This window comes from Methylocystis sp. (genome assembly GCF_051061285.1).
In the GTDB taxonomy this organism is placed as follows: domain Bacteria; phylum Pseudomonadota; class Alphaproteobacteria; order Rhizobiales; family Beijerinckiaceae; genus Methylocystis.
Window position 1 is genome coordinate 77,155 of record NZ_JBPFEA010000010.1, and the last position, 12,564, is coordinate 89,718.

At 63.6% G+C, this 12,564-nt stretch carries 15 protein-coding genes; 9 read left to right on the top strand and 6 right to left on the bottom strand.

The window, feature by feature from the left end; translation table 11 throughout:
- Nucleotides 1-23 precede the first annotated feature (23 nt).
- Nucleotides 24-797, top strand: a complete 774-nt coding sequence (locus ACR65T_RS03015) for an SDR family oxidoreductase (RefSeq protein WP_434495102.1) — start codon at nt 24-26, stop codon at nt 795-797.
- 13 nt (nt 798-810) lie between these two features.
- Here ACR65T_RS03015 and ACR65T_RS03020 read toward each other — a convergent pair whose 3' ends face one another.
- Nucleotides 811-1,053, bottom strand: a complete 243-nt coding sequence (locus ACR65T_RS03020; protein WP_434495103.1) for a hypothetical protein — start codon at nt 1,051-1,053, stop codon at nt 811-813.
- 111 nt (nt 1,054-1,164) lie between these two features.
- Here ACR65T_RS03020 and ACR65T_RS03025 point away from each other — a divergent pair, with 111 nt between their 5' ends.
- From ACR65T_RS03025 to ACR65T_RS03040, 4 genes are all read left to right on the top strand, one after another.
- The gene (locus ACR65T_RS03025; protein ID WP_434495104.1) at nt 1,165-1,629 is read left to right on the top strand and encodes a DNA-deoxyinosine glycosylase; all 465 of its coding nucleotides are present in this window, start codon (nt 1,165-1,167) and stop codon (nt 1,627-1,629) included.
- A gap of 46 nt (nt 1,630-1,675) precedes the next feature.
- Nucleotides 1,676-3,235, top strand: a complete 1,560-nt coding sequence (metG, locus tag ACR65T_RS03030; protein WP_434495105.1) for a methionine--tRNA ligase — start codon at nt 1,676-1,678, stop codon at nt 3,233-3,235.
- Nucleotides 3,236-3,536: 301 nt separating this feature from the next.
- Entirely contained in the window at nt 3,537-4,031 is a 495-nt protein-coding gene (locus ACR65T_RS03035) for a hypothetical protein (RefSeq protein ID WP_434495106.1), read from the top strand.
- A gap of 98 nt (nt 4,032-4,129) precedes the next feature.
- Nucleotides 4,130-4,936 carry a class I SAM-dependent methyltransferase gene (locus ACR65T_RS03040; protein WP_434495107.1) on the top strand — a complete coding sequence of 269 codons (807 nt, stop codon included), beginning with the start codon at nt 4,130-4,132 and terminating at the stop codon, nt 4,934-4,936.
- Nucleotides 4,937-4,950: 14 nt separating this feature from the next.
- Here ACR65T_RS03040 and ACR65T_RS03045 read toward each other — a convergent pair whose 3' ends face one another.
- The 3 genes from ACR65T_RS03045 to ACR65T_RS03055 all read right to left on the bottom strand — a co-directional run bounded on the left by ACR65T_RS03045 (nt 4,951) and on the right by ACR65T_RS03055 (nt 6,804).
- Nucleotides 4,951-5,319 carry a VOC family protein gene (locus tag ACR65T_RS03045; protein WP_434495108.1) on the bottom strand — a complete coding sequence of 123 codons (369 nt, stop codon included), beginning with the start codon at nt 5,317-5,319 and terminating at the stop codon, nt 4,951-4,953.
- A gap of 73 nt (nt 5,320-5,392) precedes the next feature.
- On the bottom strand, nt 5,393-6,541 hold the full coding sequence (locus ACR65T_RS03050) for a CapA family protein (RefSeq protein WP_434495109.1): 1,149 nt from the start codon (nt 6,539-6,541) through the stop codon (nt 5,393-5,395).
- The gene (locus ACR65T_RS03055; RefSeq protein ID WP_123176085.1) at nt 6,538-6,804 is read right to left on the bottom strand and encodes a hypothetical protein; all 267 of its coding nucleotides are present in this window, start codon (nt 6,802-6,804) and stop codon (nt 6,538-6,540) included. The genes ACR65T_RS03050 and ACR65T_RS03055 overlap by 4 nt, the downstream gene beginning before the upstream one ends.
- Before the next feature lie 269 nt (nt 6,805-7,073).
- Here ACR65T_RS03055 and ACR65T_RS03060 point away from each other — a divergent pair, with 269 nt between their 5' ends.
- The 4 genes from ACR65T_RS03060 (at nt 7,074) to mazG (ending at nt 10,732) form a co-directional block, all read left to right on the top strand.
- Nucleotides 7,074-7,865: a TatD family hydrolase gene (locus tag ACR65T_RS03060; protein WP_434495110.1), complete on the top strand. Its 792-nt coding sequence runs from the start codon at nt 7,074-7,076 to the stop codon at nt 7,863-7,865.
- Nucleotides 7,862-8,656 carry an MBL fold metallo-hydrolase gene (locus tag ACR65T_RS03065; protein ID WP_434495111.1) on the top strand — a complete coding sequence of 265 codons (795 nt, stop codon included), beginning with the start codon at nt 7,862-7,864 and terminating at the stop codon, nt 8,654-8,656. Before ACR65T_RS03060 ends, ACR65T_RS03065 begins: the two co-directional genes overlap by 4 nt.
- 515 nt (nt 8,657-9,171) lie before the next feature.
- Entirely contained in the window at nt 9,172-9,837 is a 666-nt protein-coding gene (locus tag ACR65T_RS03070) for a cold-shock protein (protein ID WP_175094588.1), read from the top strand.
- A gap of 70 nt (nt 9,838-9,907) precedes the next feature.
- Nucleotides 9,908-10,732, top strand: a complete 825-nt coding sequence (mazG, locus tag ACR65T_RS03075) for a nucleoside triphosphate pyrophosphohydrolase (protein ID WP_434495112.1) — start codon at nt 9,908-9,910, stop codon at nt 10,730-10,732.
- A 145-nt stretch (nt 10,733-10,877) separates the two neighbouring features.
- On the opposite strand, the gene hflX is transcribed toward mazG, so the two are convergent.
- Both hflX and hfq read right to left on the bottom strand, forming a co-directional pair.
- Nucleotides 10,878-12,239 carry a GTPase HflX gene (hflX, locus tag ACR65T_RS03080; RefSeq protein WP_434495113.1) on the bottom strand — a complete coding sequence of 454 codons (1,362 nt, stop codon included), beginning with the start codon at nt 12,237-12,239 and terminating at the stop codon, nt 10,878-10,880.
- 4 nt (nt 12,240-12,243) lie between these two features.
- Complete coding sequence (gene hfq / locus ACR65T_RS03085; RefSeq protein WP_026222957.1) at nt 12,244-12,507, bottom strand: RNA chaperone Hfq; 264 nt, start codon at nt 12,505-12,507, stop codon at nt 12,244-12,246.
- Nucleotides 12,508-12,564 lie beyond the last annotated feature (57 nt).

Below are 12,564 nucleotides of genomic sequence, written 5' to 3' on the forward strand. Positions count from 1 at the left end.
GCGCTCTAGGATAGGGTAGGCGCATGAGCGAGGGCGGCGACGACGCAGACGGCCCCGTGCTGGTCACCGGCGCGCCGCGTCGCATCGGCCTCGCCATCGCCGAGCGCTTCGCGCGCGGGGGGCGGCCCCTCGTGCTGCACGCCTCTCCGCGTTCGGCCGAGGAGGCGGAGCTTGCAGCGCACGCGATCCGGCGACGCGGCGGGCGCGCGGCGACGGCGATCGCCGATCTTGCCGACGCGGAGTCGACGCAGCGCCTCATTGAGCAGGCCAGCGAAGCCTTCGGACCGCTGCGGCTCCTCGTCAACAACGCCTCGATTTTTGAAATCGACGCGGCGCAGGACTTTTCGCTCGAGTTTTATGAGCGGCAGATGCAGGTCAATCTGCGCGCGCCGCTGCTGCTGTCGCGCGACTTTGCGGCGGCGCTGCCGGCAAGCGTCGATGGCGCCATCGTCAATATCCTCGATCAGCGCGTTTTGCGTCTAACGCCACGCTACTTCTCCTACACGCTGTCGAAGTCGGCGCTGTGGGCGGCGACGCGCACCATGGCGCAGGCCTACGCGCCGCGCATTCGCGTCAATGCCGTGGGGCCGGGGCCGGTCTTTGCTAATGCCGCGCTCGGCGAGCGGGAATTCGAGATGGAAGCCCGCGGCGTGCCGCTGCAGCGGGCCGCCGATGTCTCCGGCGTCGTCGACGCCGTCGTTTATCTCAGCCGGGCGAAAAGCGTGACGGGGCAGATGATCGCCGTCGACAGCGGCCAGCATCTGGGCTGGCGCACGCCGGACGTCGGGCCGGAATAGGCTTGGGCTGGCGCTAGTCGGCGCTCGGAAGGCGGCGCATCGTGAACTCGATCCGCCCATCCTCCAGCTCGCGCCAGAACTCGATCTCGGTCATATAGGCGGCCTTGGGGAAACGCTCAAACAGCTCGCGCGCCTTCGCGCGCGCCTCAAGGCGCTCCAGCGAGAAGGTCTCGCGCCGCCAGCCATTTGTGTGACCGCTCCGCTTCTCGGCGAAGCGCCTCGCAAGATCCCTCGGCGCGTTTTTGGTTACGCTCATACTCATGCTCCGAGCGATCAATTTAGCGCATCGGAGGCGGGAAGGGGAGTCGCAGATCACGAAGACCTCTTCAGTCGGCTTCCCGCCTGCGGCGACACGCGACGCAAGCTCTTGATTCTTGGTTCACTTCCCGGCCAGCGTTCTCTTGAGCGCCAGCAGTATTACGCGCAGCCGCGCAACGCGTTTTGGACGCTGATGGGCAGCCTGTTTGGCTTCGATGCGGGCGCTTGTTACGTCGATCGTCTGCAGAGCCTGAATACGCGCGGCGTCGCCCTCTGGGACGTCTGCGCAAGCGCCCATCGGCCTGGCAGCCTCGACCAGCGGATCGAATTCTCGACTGTGCGAGCCAATGATTTTGAGCGCTTTTTCGAGATGCATCCAGATATCGCGCTGATTTGCTTCAATGGCGCTACAGCGGCCAGCCTCTATCAACGGCTGGTTCTACCCAGACTGTCAGTTTGCGCCGCGGCGATCGCTTCACGCCGACTGCCCTCGACGAGTCCCGCGCATGCTACGCTGACATTCGCCCAAAAGCAGGAAAAATGGCGATCCGCACTCGCTCCATTTCTCGAATAACTTTCGGGCGCTTCCCCGCGCCCCCAAACCGCGCTAGACCCGAGCCATGCCTGAACGTCCCCCTTACATGATCTCGACGGCCATTCCCTATGCCAATGGCGCGCCGCATATCGGCCACGCCTATGAGCGCATCGCCACCGACGCCTTCGCCCGATGGAAGAGGCTTGACGGCTATGACGTGCTGTTTGTCACCGGCATGGACGAGCACGGGCAGAAGATGCAGCGCACGGCCGAGAAGGAAGGGCTGACGCCGTGGGCGCTCGCCGACCGCACCGCCGCGCAATTCGCCCGGATGGGCGAGGCGCTGAACGCCCGCGCCGACGACATCGTGCGCACGACGCAGGCGCGCCACAAACAGACCGTGCTCGAAATGTGGCGGCGCATGGAGGCGAACGGCGACCTCTATCTGTCCAAATACGCCGGCTGGTATTCGGTGCGCGACGAGGCCTATTACGACGAGGACGAGCTCACCGAGCGGGACGGCAAGAAATTCGCGCCGACGGGCACGCCGGTCGAGTGGGTGGAGGAGGAGAGCTGGTTCTTCAAATTGTCGGCCTATGCGGAGAAATTGCTCGCCCATTACGCGGCGCATCCGCGCTTCATCACGCCCGAACACTATAAGAACGAGATCGTCGCCTTTGTGAAACGCGGGCTGACGGACCTCTCGGTGTCGCGCACGACCTTCGACTGGGGCATTGAAATTCCGCCGAGCGCGCACACCGCCGCGAAGCATGTGATGTATGTCTGGGTCGACGCACTTACGAATTACGTAACAGCTACAGGATATCTTACGGAAGGCGGAAATAAAGCGCGCTTCTGGCCGGCCGACGCGCATGTCATCGGCAAGGACATCACCCGCTTTCACGCCATCTACTGGCCGGCGTTCCTGATGTCCGCAGGCGCGCCTTTGCCCAAGCAGGTCGTCGTGCACGGCTTCCTGTTTTCCAAAGGCGAGAAGATGTCGAAGTCGGTTGGCAATGTCGTCGATCCGATCGATTTGGCCGAGCGCTATGGCGTCGACCAGCTGCGCTACTTCTTCTTGCGCGAGATCCCCTTCGGTCAGGACGGCAACTATTCGCACGAGGCGATCGTCAACCGCATCAACGCCGATCTCGCCAATGACCTCGGCAATCTCGCGCAGCGCTCGCTGTCGATGATCGCCAAGAATTGTATGGGCGCCGTACCACGTAAACACGCCCTTACGGACGCCGACAAAGACATTCTCGCGCAAGCGGCCGACGTCCTGGCGAAAGCCCGCGCCGCCATGGAGGATTACGCGCCGCACCACGCGCTGGCGGAAATTTTCCGCATCGTCGCCGAGGCCAATCGCTATTTCGCCGGTGAAGAGCCCTGGGCGAAGAAGAAGAGCGACCCCGCGCGGATGGAGACCGTTCTTTACGTCACCGCCGAAACGCTGCGCCGGCTGGCGATTCCCCTGCAGCCGTTTATGCCCGAGTCCGCCGGCAAGCTTCTCGATCTCCTGGACGTCGGTCCGGACGAGCGGGACTTCGCGCACGCCGACGCGGCGAACGCCCTGCAGGAGGGCGCGCCGCTGCCGCCGCCGACGCCGGTGTTTCCGAGGTTTCTGGAGGAGGAGGCGCGTTAGTCCCGCTGCAGCGGGCGCCGGGAGCCGATCGCCGGCTTCGACGGTCGGCCTTGACGCGGGCCGCCGCTCGTGCTCGCCATGCGCTGACCATAATCAGCCGTTTCAAATGGCGGCGGCGCAGCGGCGTGCAATTGACCTTCGTCTTTGCGGGCTTGTCGGCCAAAGCGCGGGCGTGCAAGTATGAACGCCCGGGCTCCTTGTAAAGGAACTCGCGCCGCTCGATTGAGCGTTCGCGCAACAACATCCGCCTTCGTTGTGTCGTATCTCGGACGGCTCTTTATCTTACAGAGGAAACCATGGAATGGCGCGTGGCATTTCAACTATTCTGACGGCGGTTATCTTCGGCGCGATCGGTTTTGGCCTCGGCATCTATGCTGCGCCGACCGAAGGCGTCGCCAATCTGAAAGCCGCGATCGAGGGCCGGTTTAAACCTGCGCCCCCAGCGGAGGAAGCCGCTCCGGGCGAAACCCCGGCGACTGCAGCCGAGCCCGAGGCGACAGCCGAACCCGACGCCTCGGCCGCCGCGCCGGCGCCCGAAACGCCCCCGGCTGAGCAGCCGGCGGTCGTAGAAGCGCCAATGGAGAGCGCGCCGGAGCCGGCTCCCGCTCCGGCGCCGTTGACCGAAGCGCCGCCGCCGCCTCAACCCGCGCCCATGGCGATGCCGGAGGCGGCTCCGGCCCCAGAGGCAGTGGTCGAGCAGCCGGTCAAGCCGAAGCCCAAGCCCAAGCCCAAGGCTAAACCCAAGCCGAAGCCCGCAGCTCCGGTCGAGGAGCCGGCTGACCAGCCTGCGCAGTAAAGCGCCAGTTGCCCCGTGATCCCGCCCCTGTTTCAGCTTACGAGCGGGGGCGGATCGCGCGGCAGGGGCCTGTCTCTGCTCGTTGAAGGAATGTCGCCGTGACCCGCGAAACAGCGCGCTTCGTCGGCGACATTCCCATTTTTTACGACCGCGGCCTCGGCCCGGTGCTCTTTGAGGATTACGCCGCCGATATCGCCGATCGGACGGCCGCGAGCGCTCCAATTGACGTGCTCGAAATGGCGGCAGGCACGGGAATCGTCACGCGCAAGCTGCGCGACTCTCTCGATCCACAAGCGAAGCTAACCGCAACCGACCTCAATGAGCCGATGCTCGAAGTGGCGAAGACGAAGTTTGGCGCCGCCGAGCAAGTGATTTTCCGTTCGGCCGACGCGACGGCCCTGCCTTTTGGCGACGGCGCCTTCGACGCGATCGTCTGCCAATTCGGACTGATGTTCTTTCCCGATAAGGACCGCGCGCATCGTGAGGCGCGACGGACTCTGCGGCCGGGCGGCCGATATCTCTTTAGCGTCTGGGATGCGCCACGCTACAATCCTTTCCCTCGCCTGGGGCTCGAGGTGATCGAACGATTTTTTCCCGGCGATCCCCCGCAGTTTCTTGCTTTTTCCTGCGCCGAGATCGATCCCATCAAAGAATCGCTGATCGACGCCGGCTTCACGGACATCACCATTTCCGTAAGGTCGCGCGTCGGGGAGGTCACAGACCCGGCGTCTTTTGCGAGAGGATTCGTCTTCGGCAGTCCGCTCTTCGAACAGCTCCGCGAGCGCGGCGGCGTGCGCCCCGAATCGCTTGTCGAAGCGCTGGCCGAGCGGCTGGCGCAAGAACTCGGCGAGAACCCCATGCGCCTGCCGATGCAGGCGATTTTCTATGAAGCCAGGGCGGCGTAGGACGGTGCCGCGGGCTACTGGGGCATGGTCATCAGCTCGAGCACATGGCCGTCGGGGCTTTTGAAATAGACGCCGCGGCCGCCGTTCCAGTCGTTGAGCTGGCCGTCGGTGAATCGACCCGGCGCGCTGCCAAAGGCGACGCCTTCGTCCTTCACGCGCCCGAAGATCTCGTCGAACTCATCTTCGCTGACGTGGAAGGCGTAATGGCTGGACCCAAAGGCGTCATCCTTGTCGAACAGCAGGGTGAGCTCGCTATTGACCTTCACCGGCGCGAAATGGCCCTTGGCGCCGTCGTAACGCAGACCGAAAATCCGTGCGAACCAGCGCGCCGCGGCCTCATTGTCGCGCGCCGGCACGATGGTGTGATTGAGAATGATGGCCATCGATCAAGCTCCGCCTTTGTGCCGACGAATTTCAGATGGGGAGTCGTGGCCTCCCCGTCACGAGCGTCGCGGCTCATTCGCCGCCGGACCAAGAAGCTGACAGCGCGCCATCTGGTTGGCGCCGGACGCGAACGCCGAAACGCGCGCTTTCGCGATCGAGCTTTTGCGCAAGCCATTCGGCGTCGGCGGTCGACGCCCGTTCAAGGCGCAAGCGCCGCATATGCAGCGGAACCAATCGAAGTTGCAGGAGATCGCCGCTCGCGGCGTCGATGTCCGCGAAATACATCAGCGACAGATCGCCGCGATAGCTTTCATAGCCGCTGATGCCCTCATAGTCGTTCAGGAAATCGCCGCAGCCGTAAAGAACCAAGCGGTTGCGATGGACCTCGAATCCCTTCGCGTGATGTGACGAATGTCCGTGGATGACGGACGCGCCGGCGTCTTCGATCAGCCGATGCGCGAATTGTCTTTGGGCCGTCGAAACGCCATAGCCCCAGTTCGAGCCCCAGTGGATCGAACTCACCAGAATATCTCCGCTCTGCGCCGCGCTCCGCGCCAGATCGCAGGCGACGTCAACGCTTGCGTGAGAAAGGTCGCGCAGAAGATTGACGCCGGGCGACGACGGCGTCGCCGCCCACTCCAAGGGCGTTCCGCTGTCGGGCAGGGCGAAGGACAGGACGACGACCCGTCCCTTTCGAGGGATGTCCAGGATCGCTGGCCGCTGCGCTTCGTCGATCGTGCGTCCCGCGCCGGCGAAAGCGACGCCCAGACGCTCAAGCGTGTCGAGCGTTTGAAAGAGGCCAGGCCGTCCCCAATCGAGCACATGATTGTTCGCCAGCGCGCAGCAATCGACTCCGGCGGCGCGCAGACATTCCGCGTTCTGCGGACTGACGCGGTAATTGATCGCCTTGTGTTCGGCCGTCTCGCTGCGCGTCACGCTCGTTTCGAGATTGACGATGCGGGCGTCGGGCGCGTGCGCTTCAAGCTCGGCGAGCGCGACGCCCCAGACATAGGAATAATCGACGGGCCGCGAAATCGGCCCCGCCGCCGCTTCGGCCAAACGAACATAGTCTTCGGCCGAGGAAACATATTCCTCATAGAGCTTGGGCGGGCAGGGCGAGGGAAGGATCTGATCGACGCCCCGTCCGATCATCACATCGCCGCACAGGAAAAGCCGCACGGCTGGCGCCAGTTTGCTCGGCGGCGGCGCGGCGACGCTCATATGGTCGGCGGAAAATTCTCCTCGTCGTCGCCAGCGACAAGTGAGACGATTTCTCCCGCCACGTCCTTGAGCGGCGCGCCCGCGCCGAAGACGTCCTGATCGCCGGACATCCACATGGCCGCCTCCTCGACGTCAGCGATCGTCGGCCGCAGGTCCATGATCGCCGACAGCGTCGCATCGTCGATATCGCCGAGAACGTCCGTCACGTCCTTGATCGTCGCCAGCGGGCGGCCGTCGCCGTCCGGCGCGGAAGATTGCGTCAAGTTTTTGCTCCTCGCGCTTGCAACGTCCCGCCCGAGCCTGATCCGTGACGGCGTCGAATGATGCCGGCGATGCGAAAAGAGAGTTGCATAGCCAAGAAAATATAGCGCCGAGCGTCCTACCCGCGAAGGAGCCCGAGGCTAAATATTTGTGTTTTCCGCCGCCCGAGCCATATTGCCGCATTGGCCCAAGCGCGTCATCAAACTCCCGGCAGCGGCCGAGGACGAGCGCCCCCAGGCCATGCCATATTGCTCTTTCCTGACAGAGTCTGATGCTCATCGATACCCATTGTCACCTCGACTTTCCCGATTTCGCGCCAGAGCTCGCGGAGACGATCGCCCGCGCAAAGGCGCGCGGCGTCGCCAGAATGATCACGATCTCGACGCATCTGTCGCGATTCGATCGCGTGAAGGCGGTTGCTGAAACCTATCCGGAGGTCTTTTGCACGGTGGGGACGCATCCGCACCATTCGCACGAAGAGGCCGAGCCGACCGTCGAGGCGCTGGTGAATCTCTCGCGGCATCCAAAATGCGTCGGATTGGGCGAAGCCGGACTCGATTATCACTACGATCATGCGCCGCGCGAGGTGGCGCAGCGCATCTTCCGCATTCACGTCCAAGCCGCCCGCGAAACCGGCCTGCCGCTCGTCATCCATACCCGCGACGCCGACGAAGACTGCGCCGCCATTCTTAAAGACGAAATGGGGAAGGGGGCTTTCCCCGCCCTGCTCCATTGCTTCACCAGCGGCCGCGCGCTCGCCGAAACGGCGCTGCAGCTCGGCCTCTATATTTCCTTTTCCGGCGTCGTGACCTTCAAGAACGCCGAATATCTGCGCGAGATCGCCCGCGACGTGCCGCTGGAGCGCATGCTGGTCGAAACCGACGCGCCCTTCCTTGCGCCCACGCCCCATCGCGGCAAGCGCAACGAGCCGGCCTTCGTCGTCGACACCGCGCGCACGCTCGCCGAGATCAAGGGAATCAGCGCCGCCGAACTTGCAATCGCCACAACCGAAAATGCGTTGCGGCTGTTTTCCAAAATGCCGCCTCTGGACGCCGCCGCGTGAGCCTGAGAATCAGGATCCTTGGGTGTGGTTCGTCCGGCGGCGTGCCGCGAGTCGGGCAGGGCTGGGGAAAGTGCGATCCGGACAATCCGAAAAATCGGCGCCGGCGCTGCTCGATTCTCGTCGCGCGCGGCCCCGCCGACGCAGCGACGCAAGTGCTCGTGGACACAGGGCCAGATCTGCGCGAGCAGCTCATCGACGCCGACGTCAAGCGGCTCGACGCGGTCTTCTATACCCATCCCCACGCCGACCACACGCACGGCGTCGACGATGTGCGCGGCTTGGTCATTCTGAGCGGACGGCGTATCCCGGCCTATATGGACGAGCCGACGTCGCGGGCCTTCGCCACGAAGTTCGACTACATCTTCAAGACGCCGGCGGGCAGCTTTTATCCGCCGCTGATGACCGAACATCGGCTGCATCTGGGGCGCGCCGAGACGGTCGACGGGCCCGGCGGCGCGATCGTCGCCACGCCTTTTCGCCTGGACCATGGCGACATGGACGCCCTCGGCTTTCGCTTCGACGATGTGGCCTACACGCCGGATCTTCACGCCATTCCGCCGGAGAGCGCGCAATATCTCGAAGGGCTGGATCTCTGGATCATCGACGCGCTACGCCATCAGCGGCACGGCACGCATCTCTCGGTCGCACAGGCGCTCGACTTCATCGCGCGTTTCAAACCGAAGCGCGCCGTTCTGACGGATCTGCACGTCGATTTGGATTACGACGCGCTGGCCGCAACGCTGCCGGAAAATGTCACGCCGGCATTCGACGGAATGGCGCTCGAAGTCTGACGTCGCGGCCATCGCCAAAAGCGATACATTTAGGTTCCATAATATCGATTATGCGAATCGCGGATGCGGGATCCGGCCGGCGCCGTCCGCTCTTGCCTCTCGCTAACCTGAGATTTCGCGCCGAGGTCTTATCGGACGGAACGCAGCGCCGGCGTCCTCGGATGACGCTTTATGGTGACAATGCGGCGCGGGCGCAGCGCATGGCGCGTCAATTCCAACCGCGCGGCTCATCTAAACTCCTGCAAACGCAAACATTCCTACCGGCGCAGCATTTGGACGTCAGTTGTCAAACTATGGCGACTGTTTGGATTTTTGGATCGCCCCACGGAATTCTCTGGCCTTCGGGGGCGAAACTCTGGTAAAAGGCTCGCTGCGCGGGACTATATGGCATTCAAGAGGCACATCATCGTCGTTTCCGGGCAGGCGCGTTTTTTGAGACGCGCCGACTGGAGCGGTTGGGCGCACAAGGTTGGCATAGCGGTCTTGCCGTTTTTGGCGGAGACGAGCAGGTAGACATGAGCAAAGGTAGAGATTTTCGGGGCCCCCGCAAGCGCGGATTTGATGACGACGCTCCGTATAGCTATGATTCGCAGCGAACGAGCCGTGCGCCGCGATCACCCTTTGGCGGCGGATTTCCAGATGCGCCGCCTCCGATGTCGAATGAGCCAGCAGTCGACGCCATTGTGAAGTGGTTTAAAACTGACAAGGGCTTCGGCTTCGTAGAGCTTGCCAATGGCACCGGCGACGCCTTCCTTCATATCGGCGCCGTTCAGGCGGCCGGTTACGACACGCTGCCGCCCGGCGCGAAGTTGCAGGTGCAAGTCACGAGCTCGGTGAAGGGCCAGCAAGTGGCGCGCATTCTCGAAGTAGACTTGGCTGGCGCCGCTGAGCGGGCGCCGCCGCCGCCGCCGCGCGCAGGGGGCGGTTTTGACAGCCCCCGGCCCCGTCGCCAGGCGCCCGATCCGTCCACCGCCGTTCCGGTCTCCGGCAAGGTCAAATGGTTCGACGAGACAAAGGGCTTCGGCTTCGTGCAGTCGAACGACGGCGGCAAGGACGTGTTCGTCCATATTTCGATTCTGAGTCCATCCGGCGTGAACCGGCTCGCCGAGGGGCAGCCGGTCACGATGCAGGTCGTCGATACGGCGAAAGGCAGAGAAGCGCTGTCGATCATCCTGGATTGAGCCTCGCTCCTAGATCCGCGCGCCGCGATCCTCCTTGAGGGCCGCGGCGCTTTTATTTTGGGGAAACCTCATGTCCGGACGACCGCACGGCGATGTCGCCAGACTGATCGAAATCATGGCGGCGCTGCGCACGCCCGGCAGCGGTTGTCCCTGGGATCTCGAGCAGGATTTCCGCTCGATCGCGCCCTACACGATCGAGGAAGCCTATGAAGTCGCTGACGCCATTGAGCGCGGCGATCTTACCGACCTCAAAGACGAGTTAGGCGATCTCCTCTTGCAGGTCGTGTTTCATGCCCGAATGGCGCAGGAGCAGGACGCTTTCGCCTTCAAGGACGTCGTCGACGCGATCTGCGACAAGCTCATTCGCCGGCACCCGCATGTTTTCGGCGAGGCCCAGTCTCTCGACGCCGACGGCGTGACCACCCAGTGGAGCGCAATCAAAGCGCGCGAAAAAGCGGGCAAGCAGGGCGCGCCGCCGGCCAGTTTGCTTGACGGCGTGCCGCTCGCCCTGCCCGCGCTGACGCGCGCCCTCAAGCTGCAACAAAAGGCGTCCGAGGTCGGCTTCGATTGGGACGACGCACTGCACGTTCTCGGCAAGATTCGCGAGGAAACCGAGGAAGTGGCCGCGGAACTCGGGCGTCCCGGCGCCGAGGCTTCGCCGGCGCTTGAAGAGGAGATCGGCGATCTGCTGTTCGTCGTCGCCAATCTTGCGCGCCACGCCAAGGTCGATCCCGAACAGGCGCTTCGTAGCGCTAATACGAAATTCGAGCGGCGGTTCCACCATATCGAGCGCCGCCTCGCAGAGATGGGCGGTTCGCCTGAAGCAGCGTCTCTCGACGAGATGGAGGCGCTGTGGGTCGAGGCGAAAGGCGCTGAGCGCAAGCCGCGCTGGTGACTCTCTAACGTCTGAAAATTACGCGCCGTCCGTTAGAGCGCGCTGCGAAAAAGTGGGAACCGGTTTTTCGCATAGAGCGCGCTCTAAACTTTGAAATCGTTCACGTTATCTGCATTTGGGCGATTCCGCCCAAATGCAGCGTGATCTAGCGCCCCGCGCCGGCTTCGCGGATGATTTCGGCCTGCGGAAAGCGCCTCGCGAGGCCCTCGGAACGTTCAGGATCGATACGCACGACGAGATGGACGCCGCCCTCCGGCAGCGCTTCGCGTTCGAGCACTTCGGTATGGGCGTGAAGCCAGGCGAGCCCCTCGCCGTCGGCGACGTCGAGGTCCATTTCAAAACGAACGCGTCCCGCCGCCAGCGTGGACTCGATCCTTGCCAGCAACTCATCGAGCCCCTGCCCGGTCAAGGCGGATACGAGCGTCGGCCGGCGTGGAGGCTCGATCCCGCTCACGGCGAGCTGAAGCGCCGAAAGCCGTTCCGGATCGAGCGCGTCGATCTTGTTCCAAACTTCCAAAATCCGCCCTTCGGCTTCGCCTTTCAGACCGAGTTCGCTCAGGATCGCCTCGACGTCCTTCGCCTGCGCTTCCCAATCTTCGTGCGCGACGTCGCGCACATGCAGAACCACGTCGGCGAGCGTCACTTCTTCGAGCGTCGCTCGGAAGGCCGAGACAAGCATGGTGGGCAGATCGGAGATGAATCCCACCGTGTCGGAGAGCAGGATGCGCGCGCCATGCGGCAGTTTGATCTGGCGCAGCGTTGGATCGAGGGTCGCGAACAGCATGTCCTGCGCGAGCACCTCGGCCTTGGTCAGACGGTTGAAAAGCGTGGACTTTCCGGCGTTCGTGTAGCCGACGAGCGCGACCACCGGATAGGGGACGTCGCGCCGCGTCTTGCGATGCAGCGCGCGCGTGCGCTTCACCTTGTCAAGATCGTGCTCGATGCGCCGCATCCGCTCCTCGATCAGGCGCCGGTCCGTCTCGATCTGCGTTTCACCCGGGCCGCCAAGAAAGCCGAAACCGCCGCGCTGGCGTTCAAGGTGGGTCCAGGAGCGGACCAGCCGCGACTTCTGATAGGCCAGATGCGCGAGCTCCACCTGCAGCGCGCCTTCCTTGGTTCGGGCGCGCTCGCCGAAGATTTCGAGAATGAGCCCGGTCCTGTCGATGACCTTGGCATCCCACGCCCTTTCGAGATTGCGCTGCTGCACGGGCGAGAGCTGGCAGTCCATGCTCACGAGCGCGGCGTCCTTCGACTTGACGAGTTCGCCGATCTCCTCGACCTTGCCCTTCCCCAGATACGTCGCCGGTCGAACCTCGTTCAGCGATATGGGAATTTGACCAACGACATCGAGGTCGATCGCCTCGGCGAGTCCCACCGCCTCCATGAGACGCGCGGCCGTGTCGCGCGAAAGCGCCGCGCCTTGGGCCAAATAGGGTCCAATGACCAATGCGCGGGCGCCGGCGCCGTTTGGCGTCGTCCCGTTATCTGCTCCGCTGTCAGCCTTCAATCGCCTACCGCTGCTTGTCGGCCTGGCCCTCGTCGTCGCCCGGCTCAAACATTTGTATGGGGTGTCCGGGCATGATCGTCGAGATGGCGTGCTTGTAGACGAGCTGAGAATGCCCGTCTCGTCGAAGCAAGAGGCAAAAATTATCGAACCAGGTGACGATTCCCTGGAGCTTGACGCCATTGACGAGGAAGATCGTGAGCGGGACTTTATTCTTCCTGACGAAATTCAAAAATGTATCTTGCAGATTCTGCGAACGCTCTGACGACATCGGCTGTCCTGTTCTGTTTTTTGAGCCGAGCGGAATGACGCCGCCCCCAGGGGATCG